This is a genomic window from Bradyrhizobium sp. LB8.2 (genome assembly GCF_040548035.1).
Classification (GTDB): domain Bacteria; phylum Pseudomonadota; class Alphaproteobacteria; order Rhizobiales; family Xanthobacteraceae; genus Bradyrhizobium.
The window spans coordinates 415,598-437,779 of the sequence record NZ_JBEPQV010000002.1 but is presented as its reverse complement, the minus strand read 5'-3'; the positions used below and the strand labels follow the sequence as shown (position 1 = coordinate 437,779).

Below are 22,182 nucleotides of genomic sequence, written 5' to 3'. Positions count from 1 at the left end.
TTTCATCCCGTCGAACCAGCAACTTCAGCTCATGTGAAGTTGCCGACCTCCACTTACACAGCCGCTATGTCTGCCTTCAGGAGATAAGCCGACACCAGGTCAAGTCGGCGCGGAAGTCAGCCTGTGGCCCTTCTGAGACATGCCGCCGGCTAGGTAAAACTTCCGCGTTCATCGGCAAAGCCGACAACGTGGTGCTCGCACCGAGTTCTTCTCAGTTCGACCCGATTTGTCATTTCGGCCCCTGATGGCTCCATTGGTAGATTGAATGCCGGCCATCCTGGGCGGTAAACTGGCCGCGCGTGTTTGCGAGATTGACACGCCAACTGTCGCCCCGGTCCGGGAAGCTGGGTCGGGCAAACAATCCGCGCGAGGCCGCCATGCAGCAAGTTGCGGACTGGCTTAAAAAGCTCGGCATGTCCGAGTACGCCGAACGCTTTGCCGAAAACGGTGTCGAGCTCAGCGTGCTCCGCGATTTGACGGATCAGGATCTTAAGGACCTCGGGGTCTTGCTCGGCCATCGCCGCAAGATGCTACGTGCGATAGCCGAACTGGATGGCGTCGACAACGGAACACCCAAGCCTACTGCTGCAACTCTTCAACCGAACGATACCGCCGAGTTCCGCCAAGTCACAGTGATGTTCTCGGACCTTGTGGGTTCGACGGCGCTCTCCGCCCGCATGGACGCGGAGGACCTGCGCGAGGTAATTTCGGCATATCAGAACTGCGTCGCCGAAACTGTGAGCCGCTTCGGCGGGTTCGTGGCGAAGTACATGGGCGACGGCGTGCTGATCTACTTCGGCTACCCGCAGGCTCACGAAGATGACGCAGAGCGAGCGGTACGCGCGGGGCTGGAGTTGGTGAGTGCCGTAAGTAATCAAAAGACCCGGGCGGTACTGCAGACGCGGGTCGGCATTGCCACCGGGCTAGTAGTGGTCGGCGACCTGATCGGGTCGGGCTCTGCTCAGGAGCAGGCAATCGTTGGCGAGACGCCGAACCATGCGGCACGCTTGCAGGGCATTGCAGAACCGAACACGGTCGTTATTGCCGAAAATACCCGCAAGCTGCTCGGCAATCTATTCGAGCTTGAGGACCTCGGAGTAAAGGATCTGAAGGGCATACCGGTGCCTGCCAATGCCTGGGCGGCACTGCGACCGGCTTCAGTTGAAAGCCGCTTCGAGGCTTTTCACGCGACCGGGCTGACGGAACTTATCGGGCGGGAAGAAGAACTCGAACTGCTGCTACGGCGCTGGTCGAAGACAAAAGCCGGCGAAGGCCAAGTCGTGTTGCTTTCGGGCGAGCCCGGCATTGGCAAATCGCGGCTCACGGCTGCGCTTTTGGAACGCCTTGCCGGCGAGCCGCACACGCGCCTGCGCTATTTCTGTTCTCCACAGCATACCGACAGCGCGCTCTATCCCTTCATCCACCAGATGGAACGTGCCGCCGGACTCGCGTACGACGACTCCCCGCAAGCGAAGCTCGACAAACTCGACGCACTGCTCGCGCAGACTTCGACGTCAGCCCAGGACGCGGCACTCTTTGCCGAGATGCTGTCGCTCGCGAACGATGACCGCTATCCGGTGATCGAGCTGACACCGCAGCAACGCCGGCAACGAACGCTGGAAGCACTCGCCGCCCAACTAGAGACGCTAGTGCGAGCGAATCCGGTGCTAATGATCTTCGAGGATGTGCACTGGATCGACCCGACGAGTCTGGAAGTGCTTGGTCGGGTGGTGGACCAGATTCCGACCTTGCGCGTGTTGCTGAGCGTGACGTTTCGGCCGGAATTCAATCCACCCTGGATCGGCCGGTCTTACGTGACCGCCCTCACCATCAATCGGCTAGGTCAGCGCGACATCGATGCCATAATCGAGCATCTTGTCGGCAACAAGGGTCTGCCGGCAAGCATCCGGCAGGATATCATCGAGCGCACCGACGGCATCCCCCTTTTCGTGGAGGAAATGACCAAGGCGGTGATGGAGTCGGACGGCGAGGGCGAAGCGCGGCGGACAGCCAGCGCGGTTCCGCCCCCGGCGCTGGCGGTCCCCGCAAGCCTGCACGCGTCGCTTATGGCGCGGCTCGACCGGCTCGGCGCGGCCAAGGAGGTGGCGCAGGTCGGGGCGGCGATCGGGCGCCAGTTCTCCTACGCCCTGCTGGCTTCGGTGGTGCGCCAGCGCGAACCAGAGCTGGGATCGGCGTTGGACCGTCTCATTGCGGCTGGCTTGCTGTTCCGGCAGGGCGCGCCGCCGCGTGCGACCTACCTGTTCAAGCATGCCCTGGTGCAGGACACGGCTTATGGCACTCTTCTACGCAGTCAACGCCAGGAGTTGCATGCCCGTATCGCCAAGGTGCTCGAACAAGAATTCCAGGAGACGATCGGGGCGCAGCCAGAGACTTTAGCTCATCACTACTCGCAGGCAGGCCTGGTCGATCTCGCGATCGAGTTTTGGAGACGCGCCGGAGCGCGCAGCGCAGACCGATCTGCTCATCACGAGGCGGTCGGTCATTTCGGATGCGCGCTCGATTTAGTGGGAAAGCTGCCGCCGAGCCATCAGCGCGATGAGCGTGAGCTGGGTCTGATGCTTGCTCTCGCGGTATCCCTGATCGCGGTCCACGGCTTTGGGTCGATACGTTTGGAGGAGTGTGCTGTTCGGGCCAAGGAACTTTCGGACAAGCTCGACGAGTCGCAGAGTCGCTTCGCCGCGCAACGGATCGCATGGAATTCCAGCCTTATGCGCCAGCCGCTTCCGAGGACGGCGGCTTTGGCAAGAGACTTGGTCGGCTTGGCAGAAGAAGACGGGAATCCGGCAAAACTCGCCGTGGCGCATCGGGCATCAGGCTACTCGCTACTTATTGCAGGCGAATTCCGAGAGGCCGCCGAAACGCTTGCTCAGGGAGCGACTATCGCCGACACAATTCCGGAGGGCGAATTCGCGATTTATGGCGAGCATCCAAGCATGGTTTGCCGAGCCTATGGCGGGCAGGTAAAAATCTTGATGGGTTTCCCCGAATCCGGGATGAGGCTGATTGAGGCGGCCGTAGCGCATGGGCGCCAGCAAAATAACGCGCACAGCCTTGCCTGGGCGCTCGGCGTTGCCGCGCACGTTTCTCAGTCGCAGCACGAGCCTGCGGCAACGGCCCGCTTCGCATCGGAAGCCATTGAGACGGCGCGCGAGCACCGCATGCCCCAATGGCTGGCTCTCGGTGAGCGATGCAAAGGCTGGGCAATTCATCAGCTCGGCGATTTCGAGGGCGGCCTGAATCTCCTGCGACAGGGCGTGAGGCGATGGTACGAAACCGGAGCCGTCCTGCACACCACCCACGCCGAGATCTGCTTGGCGGAGAGTTTTCTCCTGCAAGGTCACGCCGTGGCGGCGCGGTCCTATTTGTCAGCCGCGCGAGCGCATTGCGCGAGTTTTGGCGAAAACTATCTCGCGGCGGAAATGGATCGGCTGGACGCTTTGTTGCTTCAGTGCGAGGGCGCACCTACTGACATGGTAGAAGAATGCCTGGCCAAGGCCATAGAAATGGCCCGCCAGCAGGAAGCTAGACTTTTTGAGCTCCGTTCCGCCACAGCGTTAGCCCGGGTAATAGCCGAACACCATGAACGGAAGGCACGCGATATTCTCGCGCCAATTTACAATTGGTTCACCGAGGGGTTAGGTACTTCGGACCTGAAAGACGCAAAGGCGCTCCTCGATCGGTTGAAGTGATGCAGTTTGTTCAGCTCCTCGCCGGCTCACATTTGTTCCTCCGCATCTGCGCATCGCCGGTCCACGCTGGCGCCGCCACGACTCCGCGCCAATGTGGGTCATCCAGGCTACCCCGGGTCCAACGCACAACCGGGTTCTCGCGCACCGCACTTGCTCTCGCTCGCACCGTTTCATTCAGTGCGGGTCGGTGCATTCAAACACCGATCCAAACTCGCAATGACTGCTTATGAACCCGGAAGCGAAGTCGGCGCACGCCTTATCGAGGTCCGCTTAGCCGGGCACAGCGGACGAGATTTGCCCACGCTGAGTTCTTCGCATTCTGACGCCGAGCAAACATTTCGAAGGCGCAGAAGAAGCGGATTAAGCATTTGACTGCAACCACTCTGAGAAGGTTCGGATGGTCTTCGCGCGCGGATGGCTTGGCCTACTGACCACATGGAAACTATAGCCAGACAAGCTCAACTTGAACGCTTTCACGAGCGTACCGGCGGCGAGTTCGTTTGCGACGAGCACATCACTGAAAATCCCGACTCCCTGCCCTGCGATCACCGCCTCGATGGCGTGCAGTTCCTCCCGGAAACTCAAGTGCTGCATATCCTTGAATTGGGGCACTTCGCGCCACCTGCGCTGGGCCACGGCAAACCATCTCTGCCATGTGGGCGGCTCACGATCGGCCGGCGACCAATAGGAGTGAATCAGAACGTGGTTTGCGAGGTCGACTGGTCTCTTCAGGCGTCCCGTTGAAAGCAAACGCGGATTGCAGACGGGCCAGAATGTATCGCTGAAGAGATCATACTCGGCTAGTCGCATAACGAATGGCGACATCGCCATCGCCGGCGTGCAGATCGAGCACGGTGTCCGTGCCGATGACTTCCAGCGGCACATCGGGATGCAACTTCCGCCACGCGGGCAGGCGGGGCACGAGCCAGCGGCTGGCGAAAGCATTCGTTGTCGTCACCCGAAGAGGCTGTTGGTCGGTATCCCGCCTGACGGCCGCGATTGCGGCGGCAAACACCTCAAGGCCGCCGCGAATGGCGGGAAACAGCCGCGCTCCGGCATCGGTGAGCGAAAGAGGTCGCGGTCTGCGGCGAAACAGAGCGCGGCCACAATACTGCTCAAGCAGCACGATTTGATGGCTGATCGCGGTTGGCGTCACGCCGAGTTCTGCCGCGGCCTTCTTGAAGCTCAGATGGCGGGCGGCAGCTTCAAAAGCGCGGAGCTCGACCAGGGGCGGCAGCTTGTGCATGCGGCTAGTCTAGATGAAACCAATTCATCTTCACCTGAATTCTTCGGGTTTGCTCCGAGAGGGCCGCCGATTGAAGATATAGCCGGTTGAATTGAGGAGACCGTGTCATGTCGTCCATCACATCTGTCGCGAGCGCCGCCGCCGACCTTAGCGCCTCCTTCGGAGGACAACTGCTCAAGCCAACGGACGAGGGCTACGAGGAGGCGAGAAAGGTCCACAACGGGTTGGTCGACAAACGGCCAGCGTTGATTGCCAGATGCCGCAGTGTGGCCGACGTCGTAGACGCCGTCGCTCTTGTGATCAAGCTCGGCCTCAAGGTCGCGGTTCGTGGCGGCGGCCATAACGTCGCGGGACGCGCGACCATCGACGGCGGGATAATGATCGACCTGTCCCCAATGAGGGGCGTCCATGTCGATGCTGTCGGCAAAACCGTACGCGCGCAGGGCGGGGCGACTTGGGGCGATGTCAATCGCGAGACGCAACTTCACGGCCTCGCGGTCACCGGAGGTGTGGTCTCGACCACGGGTATCGCCGGATTGACCCTCGGCGGAGGACTCGGCTGGCTGATGGGCAAGTACGGCCTGGCATTGGATAATTTGCGCGCTGTCGAACTCGTCACCGCCGATGGCAAGGTCTTGCAGGTCAGCAAGCAAGAGGAACCCGATCTGTTCTGGGCCATCCGCGGCGGCGGCGGAAACTTCGGGATTGCCACCAGTCTCGAATACGACCTTCATGCAGTAGGGCCAATCATTACCGGCGGCCCCATCGTCTACTCTATCGATCGCTCCCGTGACGTGCTCGAATTCTTCCGGGCCAGCACGCGATCGCTACCGGACGAGCACACGCTGTTCGCAACCCTGACGCATGCGCCCGACGGGTCCGGCGCAGAGGTAGCTGCCTTGGTCACCAGCCATTGCGGTCCGGCAGCGGAAGCCGAACGAGCCGTGCAGCCGCTGAAACAATTCGGGGCTCCGATCTTGGACGCAATCGGGCCGATGCCCTATTGCCAGCTCAACAGCATGCTCGATGCCAACTACCCCAGAGGCGCCCTCAACTATTGGAAGTCCAATTTCCTCAGTGAGCTGAGTGATGGTGCGATTGCGACCATGATCGAATGTTTCGCGCGCTGCCCGACACCCATGGGGCAGCTGCTTCTCGAGCACATCCACGGCGCGGCGGCCCGTGTCGATGCAAGGGATACGGCGTTTCCGCATCGGCAAGAAGGCTACAACTTCCTGGTGCTCGCGCAATGGATGCAGCCGGACGATACGAGGCAATGCATCTCCTGGGCACGCGAAATCTACGAAGGCATGCGACCCTTCTTCTCCTCCGGTCGGTATGTCAACTATCTCGACGATGACGAGGTGGGCGATCCCGTCGCTGCCGCATATGGACCGAACTACCGGCGTCTGCAGCAGATCAAGGCTAAGTATGATCCGAACAATTTCTTCCGCATGAATCAGAACATCCGGCCGCTGGCCTGATCCAGGTGAGGGCATTTCGTCCCTCTCATCTTGGTTCAGGATGTCAGTGGAAGGCCGCTACGCTGCGGCCCGGTTCTATAGTTGGTCTGGCGTGCTGATCCCGAAGGAGGACTCGAAAATGGCTGTCGTGTGCCGACCCGCTCGCATGGACGACTTAAAGCGAGCCGACGAGATCGTGGTCGCCAGCATCAATGAACTCACTGAACGGCGGGGTTTCGGAAAGATGGCATCCTCTCACCCTCCGAAATTTCAAGGTTTCTCGCTAAGGGACGATACCGAAGGTCTGGCGCCGTGTCATGATAGCAATCTGTGCGAGAAAAGCACGAAACGTCTGCGTTTGGCCCATTTAAGACGTCCTACGATCTCCGCCATTCAGTCGCGATCAGCAGTACACCGGACATGTCGCAGACACCGTACTACGGCGGCTTTTGATCCAACCAAGTCATGCGGTGATGTCCACTTTCAGCTGATTCAGTGCAGGATTGCGTCCCGAACAACTATGGCTTGAACTGAGCAGTCGGCGTGGAGCGCGATATCTTGAGCTCTTCCTCGTTCATGTCGGCAGAGACATCCGCGAAGAGTGGCGTGCTAAGATAACGTTCACCGGTGTCAGGCAGCATGCAAAGAATATTTGCGCCCTTCTCTGCTTGGGCTGCGACCTTCAGCGCACCCGCCATGGTTGCGCCCGAGGTGATGCCGACAAAGATGCCTTCCTTGGTCGCAAGCTCCTTGCTGCATCGAATAGCATCGGGGCCGGGAATCGGCAGAATCTGATTGATGACCTTCATCATAACGGCGTCCCCGGTCAGCTTCGGAATGAAATCAGGTGTCCAGCCCTGCATTGGATGCGGCTTGAAATCCGGATGTGGCGCCGCCGGCGTGCCATCCGGGTTCCGCTGCTGCTCGATACCGCTGCCCAAGAGCTGTGCTTCTTCGGGCTCGCAGACGATGATCTTGGTTTCGGGGCGCTCCTTAGCGAGCACCCGCGCAACACCCTTCAGTGTGCCGCCGGTTCCGTAACCGGTGACCCAATAGTCCAGTCGTTCTCCTGCGAAATCGTCCAGAATCTCGAGCGCCGTGGTTTTGGAGTGGAAGTCGGGATTGGCTTCGTTCTCGAATTGCCGCGTCATGAACCAGCCGTGCGTTTTGGCAAGCTCGATCGTTTTGTTGATCATTCCAACGGCCCGATCGGCCGCAGGCGTCACGATGACCTTCGCACCCAGAAATCGCATGAGCTTGCGGCGCTCGATGCTGAAGGGCTCGGCCATTGTGACCACCAGCGGGTACCCCTTGGCGGCGCAAACCATCGCAAGTCCGATTCCCGTGTTGCCGCTGGTCGCCTCGATGACGGTTTGACCAGGTTTCAGCTCCCCGGATTTCTCTGCGGCTTCGATCACGCCCAGAGCCAGCCGATCCTTGACCGAGCCGAGCGGATTGAAGGCCTCAACCTTCACGAACAAATTGACTCCCGTGGGAGCGAGACGATTGATCCGCACGACGGGTGTATGGCCAACCGTCTCAAGGATGGTTTGATATCTGTGGCCCATGCTACCTCCTGTGTCGTACTTATTCTGGGAAAAGCAAACTGGCGCGGGTTAACCGGCAAAGCATACCCGAACTGAATTTTCCGGCAATCGGGCAGAGCTTGCATAAGGCTTCTTTCGCGGACATCAGGCCGGGCCGGCATCGATTGGGTCGGCGGAAATGACCTGAAACGGCTCGTCACGAGACGACTCAGGCGCCTTTGGCGAAATGCAATACCAAGGCGGCACACATTGGCATTCCCGCCTGACGGGCGCGATTCATGTGTATGGGGGCGATTCTCGACCCCACGCATAGAAGCGAGTGGGATCCGGAAACCCTCCTGAAGGACGGTTCGATCTTGAGCGCGCCGTCCGCCGCTTTGAAGAGGCGAACGAAGTTTTTTCAAACAAAAATGGGCGCCACGACGGATAGCCGATTGGCCGCTTTTGGACCCGGAACGGACATTGGGTCGCAGCGTCTGCGATCGATTTGGCTGTCGTTTCTCACCTGCCGCCCGTCGCAAAGTGTTAGGATTGAGGCGTCGAAGAGGTTTCCCTAAGGGGGAATACATGCGACGGCGCGAGTTCATCACGCTATTCGGCGGCACGGCAGCAACGTGGCCACTTGCCGCGCGCGCAGCAACCGGCAAGGCGGGTCTACCGGGTGGGATACCTCTCGATCTCGTTTCGGGAGCGAACGATCCGCTATACTGAAGCGTTCGAGCAAGGCCTGCGGAGCCTCGGCTACCACGTCGGCGAGAATGTCATCATCGAGTATCGCTTCGCAAACGGCGATATGGGACGTCTGTCCGGGTTTGCGGCGGAGTTGGTCGGGCTTGGTTTGGACATCATCATGGCCACCGGAGGCAATCCGAGCGTGGTTGCGGCCATGAAGGCGACCACAGCCATTCCAATCGTGATGACCAGCGCTATCGATCCAGTCGCTACCGGGCTTGTCGCCAGCCTGGCGCGCCCCGGCGGCAACGTCACTGGCGTCGTCGCGGATGCGGGCGGCGAGATTTTGGGCAAACGGTTTGAGTTGCTGAAGGAAGCTTTGCCCGACCTCTCGCGTCTGGGCATCCTGTTCAATCCGGACGTTGTGGCTACTCGCAACCGGCAGACGGCGATTAGAGGGGCCGCCGAGGCGCTGGGGTTGACGATTATTCCTACCGAAGCCAGCGGGCCGGACGCATTTGAACAAGCGTTTGCACTAATGGTGAGGAAGCGCGCGCAGGCGTTCGTCATGCAGGGAGATACTGTGCTGTTCAACTATCGCGACCAGATTGCGGACATGGCCATTGAAAATCGGCTGCCAGCCGCCTCTCTCCAGAGAGAGTACGCGGAGGCGGGCTTCTTTCTAACCTACGGAGCCAGTTCCGAAGACTATTATCGTCGGTCCGCCGCCTTCGTCGACAGGATCTTCCATGGCGCGAAGCCTGCCGACCTTCCGGTGGAGCAGCCGACCAAATTCGAATTGGTCATCAACATCAAGACTGCGAAGGCGCTTGGGCTCACTGTGCCGCCCTCGCTCCTCGTCCGCGCGGACGAGGTAATCGAATAGCTCTTCCTGCGGTGCATGAGTCCGTTTGTGGCCCCGAAGTAGACGAAGGCTTGGGAAGGTACACAACAGCCGAACCCCTCGAACTGGGCCAGACACTGACGGGAGCGCAAGGACGTTCGTGGTGAGCTCTTAGCCAGTGTTTCTGACCGCCTCAGCCAGAATGGCGTAAAGCTGCTGCCTGGTGAATTCCTTGGGCTGCTCCCTCTCTGCTGTCCTCAACGACACCTTCTGTGCGACTGAACGGGCGCAGGCTGCCGACGACGTCGGTCTCAGCTTGGGGGCCGGCCTTATCTTGGGCCGTGCTGTGGGCGACTTGTGGCCGCGCTTCAGGCTCAGTCGGGTCAGCATGCCGCAGACCGCGTTACGACTGCACCCGAGACGGCGCGCAATCTGCGCCGCGCTCTGTCCTGCGGACCAGAGCTTTTTGAGAAGCGCTATGTCTTTCGCATCCCCAGCCCATGGCAGATACTATAGCGCCGACTGCCAGACACGGGCTAGTCTAGTCTTCGTCCGGCTCGCGCACGACCGCCGGTTCGTCAGCATCATCTTCCTCATCGTCGTCTTCGTCCTCCTCGTCTTCGTCCTCCTCGTCTTCATCGGGATCCCGGGGCGGCATCGCGGTGCCCACAAGCATGAGCGGTGTCCAGCCGATCGCTGTGGTGGAAAATGCTTCGGAGGTGTGTTGCTTCATGTCGTTACTGCTCCTCGAAAAGCACGCCCGTCGAATATTCCTGGCGGGCGGCACGCGCATGTCCAGGACGCGAGCGTGCAAACGCGAGGGTGACATCAGGTCGATTACAAGAGCAAGGCGCGGCACCCGCCACGCCAGTGGTGACGTTTGCCGCTACTTTATACCTGAAGACCCTCCAGCTCTATGTTCACCAAAACCTCGCCGGTGGTAACTTCGGGAACCCCAAGATCAAGGTCATGTAGACTCGCCTGAACAAACGCCAGTATCTTGGCATTCGCTGCGTTGGCGCTTTCGCGGTCGTCAAATATCATCACGGCGATACCGACACCGTCGCCCGCATCCAGCACATGGTAAGATCTGAATCCCTGCGATTGCCTTAGGATCTCACCGACGCCGCTCTTGGCGCGACGAGCGGCGTCCGCTACCGAACGAACCTTGGTGTACTTGCGAATGACCATGTACATGGGGCCACCACGCGCCACACGCCCGCTCGCATCAAAGCATATCGGTCCCAGTTGGACTAGGGCCAACTTCCGGGATGGGCCACAGCGTCCGGTTGGGCGGACCGCGCAACGCCCCTTTTCCAATGAGCCATCCTCGCCCCGCAAGTGGGGGCGAGGTGCCGAGGCTCAGGAGCCCTCGAATTTGAACGATACGTTGAGCTTGGCGCGATAGGCCTCGACTTTTCCCTTGTCATCCAGTTGCATATCGAGCTTGACGACCTCTGCAATGCGAAGATCTCGGAGAGATTTTGCAGCTTGCTCGACCGCATTGGCGGCCGCCTTCTCCCATGAGTCGGTGCTGGTACCGATCAGTTCAATGACCTTGTAGACGCTATCGGGAATGTCGTTCTCCTGTTCGGTATGAAGCAGGAAGCAGGTGCTCCCTGCCGTTGTGAAATCTAGCATCAGGATATCGGCGCTGATACGACACGATACGGACTCGGACGTCGCCCGGGGTCGATAAAGGACAAACTGCATTTGGCGGGCATGGCGGCCTTTTGGCCCATCAGCGAAGTTGCTCCTTGTCTGGCGGAGGTCCGCTCATACCGCCATTGCAGGCCAGATTTGCTCAACCTGAGTTCTTCTCATTTTGACCCAGAGCAGAAGTAGCAGATGGATGTCCCTCTCTTCTTAGAAGGCGCGACACAGGGAAGGTCGCTACGCTCGATCTAACTCGACAAGATATGCTAAGACCAAGTCTTCGGTCTGAGCTTGGTTAGCAGCATTTCGATAGATGACAATCTCGGCTTCGTCAGCTCTGCGAACTGTCAACTTGGCCGTCGAGGAGCAAAGCGGGAGGCCGTTCGATGTAATCGTGGTCAAGTCATCACGAACCCACTCCTCTTTGCACAACTCGAAGGCTTCCCGGAAATTCTTTGCCTCGAACGCGAAGATAGCTTTGCCGTCAACGTCCATCGCGAATACCGAGCCGGAGAAAACAGTCATTGACACTCACCTTTCATCAGTATCGACGACCGACGGCGCCGCGAGCGTTTTGCTTCGCTTCACATTTGCTCACGAACTGGCCGCATTTCGCGAGGCGTCCAGTTACTGTAACCGGCCTCTTTCGGTCCGCAATCAACGTCCGCTTCGTGGTTAAACGTCCGGCGATACAAGGTCGATGACGGCTTTTTGACCAAAGAGGATCTTGATGTGGCGCAGCCGCGGTTCGCAATCCGTTCTCGTTGCCGACTTGTTCTCACTCGCTGCCCCGGTACTCGCCTCTTTCCGAGCGCGGTGGCGTAGCTTAATTCAGCAGCGGCCTAGTTTGCTCTATGCTATTTTCGCTTGCGTCCCGGAACAAGCTGGCCTGAACGTCCATCAATGAAAATGAACGATCCAATCAAGGGGATTGGTCATGGGCATCGCGAGAATGCACTCTCCGAAGTACTGGCGGGATCGCGCGGAGGAATTACGCGCCAAGGCAAACAACTGCGCATATCCTGAAACGCGGGATGCTCTTCGCATCGTTTCTAAGAGCTACGACGGTCTCGCGCGGAGCGCTGAGGAATCCGACGTACCGCTGAAGCTCGCCTGGTAGCTGAGGAATGTGCCGACGATCAGCGCGAGCTAGAACGGAAGCTCCGCGGCCAGATGAATTAACGCCTCGTCAATGTGCTTCCGAGGCCCGCGCGAGAAGTCGGCGGCTTTCGTCCATCCGCTCCCGCGTTTCAGCGATGGCAGACCTAAGCAGTTCCGCCTCCAGATCTTCCGCACAGCTTCCTCGTCGCTAGCGCGGCGTCATCGTTTTCCATGCGCGCAGGATGAGGTCGATACCAGCCACCCGCAATATCCCATGATAAAGGGGCTTTAGTTGGCGGCCCCTTTTGTCGCACTTCTGCTCGTGGCCCATTGTGACCTCGGAGCCTATCCGCCCTCGGCCGCTGTTGGCGGTAAACCGGACCGCAGGCGGCAAGCCGCTGATAAGTACATCCCCTAGGCCGGAGGGCTCCAAAAAGCCCCCTGAAGAACCGCGTGCAGCTCTTCGTGATCGACGGCGAGGCCGCGGTGCTCGGCGTAAACGGCGTCTCCGAATTCAACGCGCTGCATTCATGCAAGCACGACGCGGAGGTGCACCTTTAGGCCTTCGATATCATTGCGCTCGGCGGCGAGGATCTGACCAGGTGTGGCTACTACTCATGTCGCCTGCTGCTGTCGCTCAGGCCCGCCGCGCGTCGCATCATCCCTATTCATCAGCAGAGCATTCATCAGCAGAGCGGCAGGGGCGGTTCATGGTGCGCACATCACTCAGGGCAAAGGCGGTACTGCGCTCGATCCAAGCCCTGAGTTTGCCAAAGCGATTGTTTAACGTTTCACAGGCGGGCCGCTCTTGTTTCCTGGAAGTCCCTTGATGTTAGTCGGATCCTGCTGTTGCACAGTAGGGTCACCCGCTGAGCCGACAGTGCCTTGCCCGGGGGGCGGTCCGCTCTTACCGCCGGGCGCACCGCTGATGCCGGCGCCTGAGTTGTGCGCACTAGTGGCGGCTGCAGCACCACCTAGGCCAGGTTGCCCAGGCGGGTGCGCTGCGGCGCCAGGGGACTCCTGACTTCCGACGTTTCCAGACGCGCCAGAGTTGTGTGTCTTTACGCCCTTATCTGTCTCGGTTTGCAAATTCTGGTTGGGTACCGCTTGCTGGGCCATGGCGGGGCCTGCGGCCAGGGCAGAGGCGACGATTACAGCCGATAATATCTTCATGCGCTTCCTCCGTCGTTATCTCCTGCCTTAACAACCCGCGGGTGGCCCAACATTTCCCACCAACGGCAAATAAGCCGCGTGCTCCGCCCCTGTAACTCCTTTAGATGGGGCGAAGCCCTTGTCCGAATTGGTAATCCAGATCGTGCGACGATGACCGAGCAGTTGATCGGTCATTTACCGCAAGGAAGGTCCGGTCGTGGCCCGAACCGGACATTGCCGCCGCCGAAATCGCATTGTGCGAGCGCGCGTCTTTGCTACACTCATTGATTGAGGCGCCGGGGTCGCCACTTCAGTTTTGTGGGAAATCGCGCCTTAGTCGTAGCAAATCTCACCTTCGCGGAGTGCCCAACATGAACTTTCGCAGTGCGTTGAAGTTCGGAGCCGTCACTTTGCTTTTTTTGTCCGCAGCTGCGCTGGCGCACGCACGGTCGCCCAAGATGAAGATGACCACCGAAACACCTCCGTACCTCGTAACGCCGAACACGGTCGAAACGCGGATCGGTACGCTCAAATTTACTGACGGCTTCCCCGACGAAGCTACAGCGGCGAAGGTCTACGACAACCTCGATTTTCAACGCGGCGTTCAAGCATACCTTGCTGCGTTGCCCGCCGTTTCGATTGAAGCGTTTCTTAAAGGCTTCGCCGAGTTTGGATCCGTCAATCAGACCGTTTTGATCTCAGAGCAACTTTTGAACGCCAAGTCGCTGTTCCTGACCGCCAATACAACCACACCCTACACTTTGCTCTATCTGAGCACGAAGGATGGTCCGCTGGTCGTGGAGATTCCGCCAGAGGTACTTGGCCCGATCGATGACGCCTGGTTCCGATGGGTTAGCGATGTTGGCATCACTGGTCCAGATAAAGGTAAAGGAGGCAAGTACCTGTTGCTGCCGCCCGGCTACACGGGCGCGGTCCCTGATGGGTATTTTGTGGCGCGTCCGCGCACAATTGGAAACCTGCTGTTCTTCCGCACCTTCTTGAGGGACGGCGATCCCAAGCCCGGCGTGGATAACGTAAAGAAGAACCTGAAAGTTTATTCCCTCAGCCAGGCGGCCAACCCACCTCCGATGAAGTTCGTGGACATCTCTGGCAAGGCTTTCAACACGATTGGTCCCGGCGATTATTCGCTGTTCGAGTTCGTCAATCGCGTCATTCAGGATGAACCTATTGATGCGTTGGACCCCGACACGCTGGGCTTGTTCGCTGCCATTGGCATCGAAAAGGGTAAGCCATTCGCCCCCGATGTCCGACTAAAAAAGATACTTACCGAAGCAGCGGCGGTGGGCGACGCAACAGCGCGCTCAGTTACTTACAGAACCCGGATGAAAGATGCCTACTTCTATCCGAACAGCGCGTGGGTGACACCTTTCGTTGGCGGCAGCTATAAATTTGAACAGGACGGAGCGGTCAATCTCGACGCAAAAAACATGTTCTTCTTCTATGCCACCGGCGTGACGCCGGCGATGACGATGAAGATGGTTGGTGAGGGTTCGCAGTACGCCGGTGCTTTTGTGGATACAAAGGGCGACCCCTTGGACGGCAGCAAAACGTACAGGCTGCACATGCCGCCCAACATTCCGGCCAAGGATTTTGGTCGTTCACACTCTACGATAACCAGACACGCTCGATGCTCCAAACCGATCAAGAATCTCCGGCTGTCGGCAGTCTCACCAAGGGATTGCTAGTCAATACGGATGGTTCGGTGGACGTTTATTTCGGACCAAAGGCTCCCTCGGGCAAGGAATCAAACTGGGTGCAGACCATCCCGGGGAAGGGCTGGAACACCCTCTTGCGCCTCTACGGTCCGCTTGAACCTTGGTTCAACAAGACTTGGCGCCCCGGAGAGATTGAACCGATGTAGCCACTATCTGCATGCGGTGGAGTTCGATCAAGTGCAGCCCCATGTCTTCCGCTTGTGGCCCGAAGTCGGCTGCAAGAAAGGGCAGAGCATGTCCGCTCTGCCCAGTTAGTTCAGACGTCGACTTGCTCTGCTATTGCAAGCGCATCGTCGACTTCAATTCCTAGGTATCGGACGGTGCTCTCGATTCTGGTGCCCCAGAAGCAGCTGCACGGCTCGCAGGTTGTCCGTGCGCCGATAGATAAGGGTCGCTTTTGTTCGACGAAGCGAATGCGTTTCGGACAGGTAATAATAGCCGCACATATTGCCGAGCGGGCAGGCTGCTCCCGAGGCCTCTACGCCGGTGAACAGACGGTTGCCAGGCTTCTTGCCCGTCGCCCTCAGGAAGTCATCGATGGCTTGGCGGGTAGACTCTGTAAGTTCGAACTTGACCGGCCGTCCAGTTTTCTTTTGGAGGACGCTTGCTCTATCGGCGGCAGCCGCTTGGTGCCACGTCATCGACTTTCAAACCCACCACGTCGCAGCCACGAAGCTTGCTGTCGATGGCGATGTTGAACGACGCCACATCGCGGATCGTCCCTCAACCTGGAGCTTCGTCCGGATAGAGCAAACGTGCTTCGGCCGAGTGGCGGCTTGGCGTCAACAATCTTACCCTTGTTCCACGAGACGCGCTTTTGGACGTTCTCTGTGGCATTTGAGACGGCGGTCATGATGACCTCCTCAGTTGATGAGGCCGGTCACTTTCGAACGTGTCACCTTCTGAACCTACGTCGGCTTTCGGACGAGTGGAGGCGTACTTAGGTCCAATTCGATGGATTAGCGTTCGCAATTGACCCATAGCAGACCTCGGCTCTTGGCTCTTGCTCACCCTAGCTCAACAAATGACCCTGATAGAGTGAAAGCCGCTTTGCTATGATTCTCTCGTGATTTGCGGGGAAGCTGATGAGGTCCACCGCGCCGTGCATCAATCTCATCTGGCTAGCGCAACTTCCTTGAACGAGACGACCAGCGCCTTCTCGAGCTTTCCTTTCATGCTGCAGAGAATGTCGTAGGCCGCCTTACGGGGCATGGTCGGCTTGTACTGCCGGTGCTCGATCAGCGCCGCGAAAATATCCGAGATGGTGAGGATGCGAACAATGTCCGTGATGTTCTCGGCGCAGAGGCCGTCGGGATAGCCGCTGCCGTCGAGATACTCGTGATGGTGCCGGACGGAGTCGAGTATTTCGGATGAGATAGAGCCGTGCTCCTTCAGCACGTCATAACCCGCTGCCGGATGGGTCTCGACCAGCGCGCGCTCGTTGTCATCAAGGCGTCCCGGCTTGTCCAGAACCGCTAAGGGAATCCTGGCCTTTCCGATGTCGTGGAACATCGCAGCGGTAGAGAGCCGTTCAAGGTCGCTTTTGCGGAGGCCGAGACTGAGGCCGAAATCGATCGCGACGCCGGTTACGAGAAGGCAGTGTTGGTAGGTTCCCTCATGATGGCGCCGCACCATGGTCAGCCATTCGGATAGCCCGTGCTCGGAAATCCGGTTGGTGATCATGCGGCCGGCCTCCTTGGTGCCGTCGACGTCAATCCGCTCTCCAAGTGTGACTAAAGTGAACAACGATGTGATGGCGTTGGCCGCGGCCTTGACCGCATCATTAGGCTGCGAGATGTCGCATGTCGAACTAGTTGCGCTCCGCGCCGGATCGGACAGCGCGGCCATGAGCTTGATCTGATCGATCTTGCCGGGCAAAACGAGCGTGGCGCCCAGCGCGTAGGCCTGCGAGATGCAAACGCGGGAGGTTTGCTCGATGAGGAAGATCCGCTTGCCGGCCTTCGCGAGACGCGGAGCTCTCGCTTTCAGTGCGGCGATGTTTTCGACAAATCGTAAGTCGGCACGGATCACGACGGCGGCAGGCGCGTGCGGTAGCTTTGTTTCCACGTCGAGCCGCTCGCCCGCGACAGTGAACTGTCTTTCAAGGACCGAGCAAAGCCCGAAGAGCTTATCGGAAGTATCAGCCAGGACATGTACCAACATGGCAGGCGCCTCTATTTGCCGGGTGCCGGTCTGAATTGGGCCTTGTCGTCAGAGTCTGCACGATCAGTGCATCAGATTACAGTTCGATGAGACTGCTCGGCTCAAGTCTATTTGGATGCGGCACTGTCGCTGGTCGTCTTTTGGACTTTCTTGCCGTCTGCGTGGATGAAGTGGACCCCGGCGATGGTTCCGTCGATCCAGACCAACTCGCAGCGCCGATAGGCCAGTCCCGTGGACGACAGCAGCATGAAGAACTCCTTGGCCTTGAGAACGTCGAGCGATCCTTCGACCTCGATCTTGGCGCCGGTGTCCGAAACGTCGAGCAAGACGCAGCTTCGCCGCCAAGTGCCGTCGGAGCCCATCAGGTTGACGGCCTGCCTGTGGTCCATCCGCACCCGAGATGCCTTGCGACCATCGAATTTCATCGGCCCGCTCTCGATTTTGCAGTGCGATCGTCGGCGCCCGCAGAGATTGCTCCCCAACGAACGGACCATTGGCTGGTCGACAGATGAAGCTTTTCAAACAGCTCCTGAGCTCGTTCGCGTTCGGTCAGTGAAAGGCGCGGGCCGCGATTGTTGAGGATGGCCTGCGTCGTCTGCCAATTCAGGCGCGACGCCCGACACGCCATCACCACGCCTTCGCAATCGGGCTCCGCCATTACGTGCTCGACGACCTCGACGGGTGCTCCGGACAGCACCGACAGCGCAGTGTACAGATTGGCGGTCTCGTTCCGGATCACGAACCGATTAACGGTCGAGTCGTTCAGCTTGCCGGCGCGGTTCAGCGATACGATCTCCGGCCTCGCAGCAGCGTACTCTGTGTCCCAAAGGCGCTTCACCGTCACCGGCATTTCGGAGGACGTGGTTGCCCCTGAAAAAGCGCAGGGACGCGCGTCGGCGTTCGTGAGGGTTGCTGGTCGTGGAGATGCCGATAGCAGCGCGCGGACAACCATGTCCGGTGTGCCTGGCCTCAACGCCAGAGCCTTGGTGATCTCGTCATCCTGCTCGGCCTTGCCGATCAAGATGGAATAGCCGGCGTCGGAAAATCCCGCCGCTGGATTTCCGATAATCGCCAGACAAACCTTGCTGCTGCCGCGCTGCAACAGCACGTCGGTCACGGCATTTTCGATCTCGTGCCTGTCAGCAATGGCGAGGAGGTGACTCTCGCTGCTGGACGCCGCGATCTCCATAAGATCCCCCGGCGTCAGCGCCGGGGATTGGCGCAGAACGGGAACCGCGATCGCGGCGTCTTCGCATGAGGCAAGCCGCCGCAACGTCTTTTTCGGAGCCGTCCGCAGGTCTGCAAGAGCTGTACTGAGCTCGACAAGTGTGGAGGGGGCAATCCGAGCGATCAGACGAACAAGAACGTCGTCGAGCAGGTCAAGGTGCGGCTCTTGCAACCGGCCGTTGCCGGCAACAAGCAGCTCGACGGTGCGCCGAAGCATCCGAACACAACGTTCAGATGAGCTCCCAGCGATGGTGGCATCCAACTCGACAATAAGATCGGCTGCAGAAATTGCCGTCATTGGCGGGCCTTAATGGTCAAAAAAACAGTTGTTCAATGATAGGAATTAATTGTTAACATTGAATTGTTCATCTGGGTCACACCGGTATCGTGGAACCGTGATTGCCCGGAAATATCATCGAAACCGGCCGCGCCGTTTCGCCTACTTTGCGTGAGTATTGATGACCAAAGCGCCATGGCGGCGCGGCAGACCTTTCGTTTCAAGACGTCGAGCCGGTTCGCAGCTCGCTAGATCGCTGAACGTAGCTTCACGCCTCGGGTGAAGCTTCACGGATATTGCGGAGGAAGACGATAGGTAGAAGTCTCCTGGCCGGGCGGCCGGGGCTTTTTCAGGACACCAAAGCAGGTTTGCGATTACCTGGCTTTAGAGGCCAGCTTTCAAGGGTGGACCTGATTGCCAAACATTAGCCGATGTGAACGTGCGCGGTCCTTGTCGATCTCTCGGGTGTCCCAATTGGAACAGCACCCGCTGCCCGGTACTGTCCCAATCGAACGACCGTTTTCCGAAATTAGTACAGTCGGCTTGGATCTTGAATCCGAGGACGCCTTTTATCCCCGCGTCTGTCCCGACATGAAATGCACTGTCTTCCCCGTGAAAGCCCTAGCCACCGCCCGCCTAAGGCCCTTTTCGTCTCGCAAAGGGGACTTAGGACAGTGCTCCAACTTCGGCTGATATCCTGGCCGCCTGCCCCGACAATTCGCTCGCTCGCGCGATGTCATCGACTCCTCGGCGAGCGGTCAGCCGTCGGTTAGGCCGGGACGATGGGATCGCTTGGCGCGAGTGCATCGGCAGGTCTGGAGTCGGGGGTAGAGCAGAAGTCCTCGCCTCCGGTACCGACTGCCGCCTTCGAACCCACAGCCGACACCGCGTTGGTTGGGACGTGGCGCACTTCTGCGGATGCGATCGCTGGGCGCACAACGTTGCTGCATCTACTTGGCTTGCACCAAGGTCGACCCATCACCAAGCCTAAACGCGTCCGGCACCGAAATCCTAATAATCCGAATTAAACTTAAGCTGGCGGCCTTAAATAGGTCAGCCTTACACTCAGTAGTTCTCCGAGATAGCGCATTAGGCTTGGCCCGGTATGATGTGGATGCCGGGGCTGGTATTTCATCCCGAACAAGATTGCGACCGGCAGGGGTCGCCGAAAGGCGGCCCCTTTGATTCAGATGAAAAAACCCAGCCGGCACGGTTGAGGTCGCAGCGGGAAATGAGCCTTTGCTAAAGATTCTGGACAGCTCTCGGATGCGGCGTAAGTTAGTATAGTATTTTAAGTTGTTGCGTTGGGGCAGGTGTGCTGTGAGTTTAGCAGTGTCGATCCTCAAGCTTTTGGACGGCCAGCCCGACGGTCAAGCCAGCCTCGATGCCGTCAAGCAGTATCTGGCCGTGTACTATTCGAGTGGCCCCGAGTGGTTGCAGCGGATGAAGGCTCTGGCAGAGCGGGCACCATCAACCATCAACATCTTCGGCCAGAAGCTGGTCACGCGAGAGCCAGGCGCGTGGCGTATTACGGAGGCGGGGAGAACCTTCCTGGCCGCCTTGGAGCGTCCGACGGCTGCCGTTCCGGGGCGCACGCTTGATGATCTGATGGATCGACCGCTGGCGAGCCAGTTCCCACCCCTTGCCGGCTCTAACTTCCGTACCAATGATCGCGGGGGGCGTCGCGGGAAAAGGCGGCGGACTGCGCGCGAGCGCCGCTCGGCATAGCGGCGGGGCCGCGCGCTCTTCGTCGAGGTGTGCCGCAAGATCGGCTTGCTCGCAAGCCAGGAACACGACCAGAAGCCGCGCAACTCTGGACGAACGCCTCTGAAACCTGTTCACTCAAATCGAAGTGCACGCCGAGCCCGCAACGCCGTATCAGGCGATGGGTGCATGAGGACGACGTTCTCGAGCGCGCTCAGGCGCAGCTCGACAAAAATCCAAACGCCATGCGCGCACGCCGCGAGACCCGTCGAGCATCCGTTCGGCACACTGGAGATGCGCATGGGCGCGGCGCACGTCTTGTGCATGACGCTGCCGAAAGTTGCGACCGAGACGGCGCTGTGCGTGATCGGCTACAATCTGACAAGTGTGCTGAACAATGTCGGGATGAAACCGCTGCTGGCGGCGGTGAGGGCGTGACGGGCGCTGGCGCGCCCCATTGCGGTTCATGGGGGCCCTAAAAAGGAGCCTCGACATTGCGTCATGGTGAGTTCTGGTCGAGTGGCTCGTAAAAATTGCCCAATTGACCGGACCGCGGTAGCCTGAGTTCGCCTAGGACGGTATGCGTCATGCAGTTTTTACACAACAAAGACCCAAAGCGGACCATGACCCCGCTAATTCCGTGTTGACGATCAGTTCTAACGTTGCCTCGTGGTTTCAGCAGTGGCCTATTTGCTTTGTCGCCATCGCCCAGCTTGTCCAAGGCATCAGAAAGCCGGCCCGACTTGAGCAACGCCCGCTCGCGATCGGCCAAGGTTCTACGTTCCATGGCTTCCAGGTGGTGGCGTGAAGGCGTTCTTGGCCGTTTCAAACGCCTCGCGGTATCGCTCCGCCAGTTTTAGGTATTCTTCCGGCGTCATGAGGCACCATAGGAACCGGCGCGTCTGGTTCGCATTCTTCGAGCATGCCGAGATATTTCTTCCACGTCCACAACGTTGCGCCAAGCAAGGACGAGCAAGGCGAAGAGTTGCCGGATGACGAAGCAGCATGGCGGGAGGCCACGACCTTCGCAGGCGCTCTGTTCAGGGACGTCGATGGCAAGTTTCGGCCGGGCGAAGAATGGAGGCTAGAGGTAATGGACGAAGCCGGCAAACCGATCTACTTCATCAGCATTGGGTCTCGAAAAATGAAGTAAGCCCCCTTCGTTGCAGGCCTCTCATTCAGGCTACAGGAATTCCCCTCGGACGGAACTCTGAGTAGAGGATGCGCACATCAGCGCGCATGAGTCCCGGCTATGGCGGAATATCGCCTTTATCGGTTTGACAAAGATGGGCACATTCAGGGCCCCCCGGTTATCGTCGATTGCGAAGACGATGACGCTGCCGTTACCCAAGCGAAGCAATACGTGGATGGCGTCCTATTCAAATCTTGGACCGCGCCCGTTGCGTGGCCGTATTGCCGTCCGCGGATTGAGGCCGGCTCAGCAGTCGCCTAGTTTCCTTTACGCTATTTTGGCGTGCGTCCAGAACAGGCTGACCTTAACATTCGTTAATAGCACGACCGGTTCAATTAGGGGATTGGTCATGGGCATCGAGGAAATGCACTCTCCGAAGTACTAGCGAGACCGCGCCGAGGAATTGCGGGCCAAGGCAAACAACTGCGCCCATCCCGAAACGTGGATGTTCTTCGCACCGTTGCTAAGAACTACGACGATCTCGCGCGGAGC

19 protein-coding genes and 1 pseudogene are annotated in these 22,182 nt (G+C 59.1%); 8 read left to right on the top strand and 12 right to left on the bottom strand.

Features of this window, described 5'->3' with window-relative positions; translation table 11 throughout:
- Window positions 1-377 precede the first annotated feature (377 nt).
- Window positions 378-3,710 (top strand): AAA family ATPase, encoded by a 3,333-nt coding sequence (locus ABIB06_RS04385; RefSeq protein ID WP_354044564.1) that lies wholly within the window; start codon window positions 378-380, stop codon window positions 3,708-3,710.
- A gap of 360 nt (window positions 3,711-4,070) precedes the next feature.
- Here the strand turns inward: ABIB06_RS04385 and ABIB06_RS04380 are convergent, their stop codons facing one another.
- Both ABIB06_RS04380 and ABIB06_RS04375 read right to left on the bottom strand, forming a co-directional pair.
- Window positions 4,071-4,520 carry a LysR substrate-binding domain-containing protein gene (locus ABIB06_RS04380; RefSeq protein WP_354044579.1) on the bottom strand — a complete coding sequence of 150 codons (450 nt, stop codon included), beginning with the start codon at window positions 4,518-4,520 and terminating at the stop codon, window positions 4,071-4,073.
- Window positions 4,501-4,956 carry a LysR family transcriptional regulator gene (locus ABIB06_RS04375; RefSeq protein ID WP_354044563.1) on the bottom strand — a complete coding sequence of 152 codons (456 nt, stop codon included), beginning with the start codon at window positions 4,954-4,956 and terminating at the stop codon, window positions 4,501-4,503. The genes ABIB06_RS04380 and ABIB06_RS04375 overlap by 20 nt, the downstream gene beginning before the upstream one ends.
- Window positions 4,957-5,063: 107 nt before the next feature.
- Between ABIB06_RS04375 and ABIB06_RS04370 the strand changes: the two genes are divergently transcribed.
- Window positions 5,064-6,440 carry an FAD-binding oxidoreductase gene (locus tag ABIB06_RS04370; protein ID WP_354044562.1) on the top strand — a complete coding sequence of 459 codons (1,377 nt, stop codon included), beginning with the start codon at window positions 5,064-5,066 and terminating at the stop codon, window positions 6,438-6,440.
- Window positions 6,441-6,937: 497 nt separating this feature from the next.
- Here the strand turns inward: ABIB06_RS04370 and cysK are convergent, their stop codons facing one another.
- Entirely contained in the window at window positions 6,938-7,987 is a 1,050-nt protein-coding gene (cysK, locus tag ABIB06_RS04365; RefSeq protein WP_354044561.1) for a cysteine synthase A, read from the bottom strand.
- A gap of 601 nt (window positions 7,988-8,588) precedes the next feature.
- On the opposite strand from cysK, the gene ABIB06_RS04360 reads away from it, so the two are divergent.
- Window positions 8,589-9,524, top strand: coding sequence for an ABC transporter substrate-binding protein (locus ABIB06_RS04360; RefSeq protein WP_354044560.1), 936 nt, complete (start codon window positions 8,589-8,591; stop codon window positions 9,522-9,524).
- Window positions 9,525-9,653: 129 nt separating this feature from the next.
- Here ABIB06_RS04360 and ABIB06_RS04355 read toward each other — a convergent pair whose 3' ends face one another.
- The 5 genes from ABIB06_RS04355 to ABIB06_RS04335 all read right to left on the bottom strand — a co-directional run bounded on the left by ABIB06_RS04355 (window position 9,654) and on the right by ABIB06_RS04335 (window position 11,663).
- Complete coding sequence (locus ABIB06_RS04355) at window positions 9,654-9,962, bottom strand: GcrA family cell cycle regulator (protein WP_354044578.1); 309 nt, start codon at window positions 9,960-9,962, stop codon at window positions 9,654-9,656.
- Window positions 9,963-10,023: 61 nt separating this feature from the next.
- Window positions 10,024-10,215 (bottom strand): hypothetical protein, encoded by a 192-nt coding sequence (locus ABIB06_RS04350; protein ID WP_354044559.1) that lies wholly within the window; start codon window positions 10,213-10,215, stop codon window positions 10,024-10,026.
- 158 nt (window positions 10,216-10,373) lie between these two features.
- Window positions 10,374-10,673 (bottom strand): hypothetical protein, encoded by a 300-nt coding sequence (locus tag ABIB06_RS04345; RefSeq protein ID WP_502916512.1) that lies wholly within the window; start codon window positions 10,671-10,673, stop codon window positions 10,374-10,376.
- A 171-nt stretch (window positions 10,674-10,844) separates the two neighbouring features.
- The gene (locus ABIB06_RS04340; RefSeq protein ID WP_276577003.1) at window positions 10,845-11,195 is read right to left on the bottom strand and encodes a dodecin family protein; all 351 of its coding nucleotides are present in this window, start codon (window positions 11,193-11,195) and stop codon (window positions 10,845-10,847) included.
- Window positions 11,196-11,375: 180 nt separating this feature from the next.
- Window positions 11,376-11,663: a hypothetical protein gene (locus tag ABIB06_RS04335; protein ID WP_354044557.1), complete on the bottom strand. Its 288-nt coding sequence runs from the start codon at window positions 11,661-11,663 to the stop codon at window positions 11,376-11,378.
- A gap of 2,099 nt (window positions 11,664-13,762) precedes the next feature.
- On the opposite strand from ABIB06_RS04335, the gene ABIB06_RS04330 reads away from it, so the two are divergent.
- Together ABIB06_RS04330 and ABIB06_RS04325 are read left to right on the top strand one after the other, a co-directional pair.
- Window positions 13,763-15,097, top strand: a complete 1,335-nt coding sequence (locus tag ABIB06_RS04330; protein WP_354044556.1) for a DUF1254 domain-containing protein — start codon at window positions 13,763-13,765, stop codon at window positions 15,095-15,097.
- Window positions 15,040-15,273: a DUF1214 domain-containing protein gene (locus tag ABIB06_RS04325; RefSeq protein ID WP_354044555.1), complete on the top strand. Its 234-nt coding sequence runs from the start codon at window positions 15,040-15,042 to the stop codon at window positions 15,271-15,273. Before ABIB06_RS04330 ends, ABIB06_RS04325 begins: the two co-directional genes overlap by 58 nt.
- 110 nt (window positions 15,274-15,383) lie before the next feature.
- Here ABIB06_RS04325 and ABIB06_RS04320 read toward each other — a convergent pair.
- The 4 genes and pseudogenes from ABIB06_RS04320 to ABIB06_RS04305 all read right to left on the bottom strand — a co-directional run bounded on the left by ABIB06_RS04320 (window position 15,384) and on the right by ABIB06_RS04305 (window position 18,815).
- A pseudogene (locus ABIB06_RS04320) lies at window positions 15,384-15,980 on the bottom strand (tyrosine-type recombinase/integrase).
- A 260-nt stretch (window positions 15,981-16,240) separates the two neighbouring features.
- Window positions 16,241-17,290 (bottom strand): HD-GYP domain-containing protein, encoded by a 1,050-nt coding sequence (locus tag ABIB06_RS04315; RefSeq protein WP_354044554.1) that lies wholly within the window; start codon window positions 17,288-17,290, stop codon window positions 16,241-16,243.
- A gap of 107 nt (window positions 17,291-17,397) precedes the next feature.
- Window positions 17,398-17,715 carry a PilZ domain-containing protein gene (locus tag ABIB06_RS04310; protein WP_247342624.1) on the bottom strand — a complete coding sequence of 106 codons (318 nt, stop codon included), beginning with the start codon at window positions 17,713-17,715 and terminating at the stop codon, window positions 17,398-17,400.
- Entirely contained in the window at window positions 17,712-18,815 is a 1,104-nt protein-coding gene (locus ABIB06_RS04305; protein WP_354044553.1) for a DUF2336 domain-containing protein, read from the bottom strand. Before ABIB06_RS04305 ends, ABIB06_RS04310 begins: the two co-directional genes overlap by 4 nt.
- A gap of 1,311 nt (window positions 18,816-20,126) precedes the next feature.
- Here ABIB06_RS04305 and ABIB06_RS04300 point away from each other — a divergent pair.
- The 3 genes from ABIB06_RS04300 (at window position 20,127) to ABIB06_RS38865 (ending at window position 21,651) form a co-directional block, all read left to right on the top strand.
- Window positions 20,127-20,522, top strand: coding sequence for a hypothetical protein (locus tag ABIB06_RS04300; protein ID WP_354044552.1), 396 nt, complete (start codon window positions 20,127-20,129; stop codon window positions 20,520-20,522).
- Between the two features lie 165 nt (window positions 20,523-20,687).
- Window positions 20,688-20,936 (top strand): hypothetical protein, encoded by a 249-nt coding sequence (locus ABIB06_RS04295; protein WP_247447819.1) that lies wholly within the window; start codon window positions 20,688-20,690, stop codon window positions 20,934-20,936.
- A 484-nt stretch (window positions 20,937-21,420) separates the two neighbouring features.
- Window positions 21,421-21,651, top strand: coding sequence for a DUF6894 family protein (locus ABIB06_RS38865; RefSeq protein WP_502916509.1), 231 nt, complete (start codon window positions 21,421-21,423; stop codon window positions 21,649-21,651).
- The last annotated feature ends 531 nt before the right edge of the window (window positions 21,652-22,182 follow it).

Coding starts and splice junctions, on each gene's coding strand:
- cysK (WP_354044561.1), bottom strand. CDS start 7,987: ATGGGCCACAGATATCAAACCATCCTTGAGACGGTTGGCCATACACCC.
- ABIB06_RS04325 (WP_354044555.1), top strand. CDS start 15,040: ATGCTCCAAACCGATCAAGAATCTCCGGCTGTCGGCAGTCTCACCAAG.
- ABIB06_RS04350 (WP_354044559.1), bottom strand. CDS start 10,215: ATGAAGCAACACACCTCCGAAGCATTTTCCACCACAGCGATCGGCTGG.
- ABIB06_RS04330 (WP_354044556.1), top strand. CDS start 13,763: ATGAACTTTCGCAGTGCGTTGAAGTTCGGAGCCGTCACTTTGCTTTTT.
- ABIB06_RS04345 (WP_502916512.1), bottom strand. CDS start 10,673: ATGGTCATTCGCAAGTACACCAAGGTTCGTTCGGTAGCGGACGCCGCT.
- ABIB06_RS04375 (WP_354044563.1), bottom strand. CDS start 4,956: ATGCACAAGCTGCCGCCCCTGGTCGAGCTCCGCGCTTTTGAAGCTGCC.
- ABIB06_RS04385 (WP_354044564.1), top strand. CDS start 378: ATGCAGCAAGTTGCGGACTGGCTTAAAAAGCTCGGCATGTCCGAGTAC.
- ABIB06_RS04380 (WP_354044579.1), bottom strand. CDS start 4,520: ATGCGACTAGCCGAGTATGATCTCTTCAGCGATACATTCTGGCCCGTC.
- ABIB06_RS04310 (WP_247342624.1), bottom strand. CDS start 17,715: ATGAAATTCGATGGTCGCAAGGCATCTCGGGTGCGGATGGACCACAGG.
- ABIB06_RS04340 (WP_276577003.1), bottom strand. CDS start 11,195: ATGCAGTTTGTCCTTTATCGACCCCGGGCGACGTCCGAGTCCGTATCG.
- ABIB06_RS04335 (WP_354044557.1), bottom strand. CDS start 11,663: ATGACTGTTTTCTCCGGCTCGGTATTCGCGATGGACGTTGACGGCAAA.
- ABIB06_RS04370 (WP_354044562.1), top strand. CDS start 5,064: ATGTCGTCCATCACATCTGTCGCGAGCGCCGCCGCCGACCTTAGCGCC.
- ABIB06_RS04295 (WP_247447819.1), top strand. CDS start 20,688: ATGAGGACGACGTTCTCGAGCGCGCTCAGGCGCAGCTCGACAAAAATC.
- ABIB06_RS04305 (WP_354044553.1), bottom strand. CDS start 18,815: ATGACGGCAATTTCTGCAGCCGATCTTATTGTCGAGTTGGATGCCACC.
- ABIB06_RS04315 (WP_354044554.1), bottom strand. CDS start 17,290: ATGTTGGTACATGTCCTGGCTGATACTTCCGATAAGCTCTTCGGGCTT.
- ABIB06_RS38865 (WP_502916509.1), top strand. CDS start 21,421: ATGCCGAGATATTTCTTCCACGTCCACAACGTTGCGCCAAGCAAGGAC.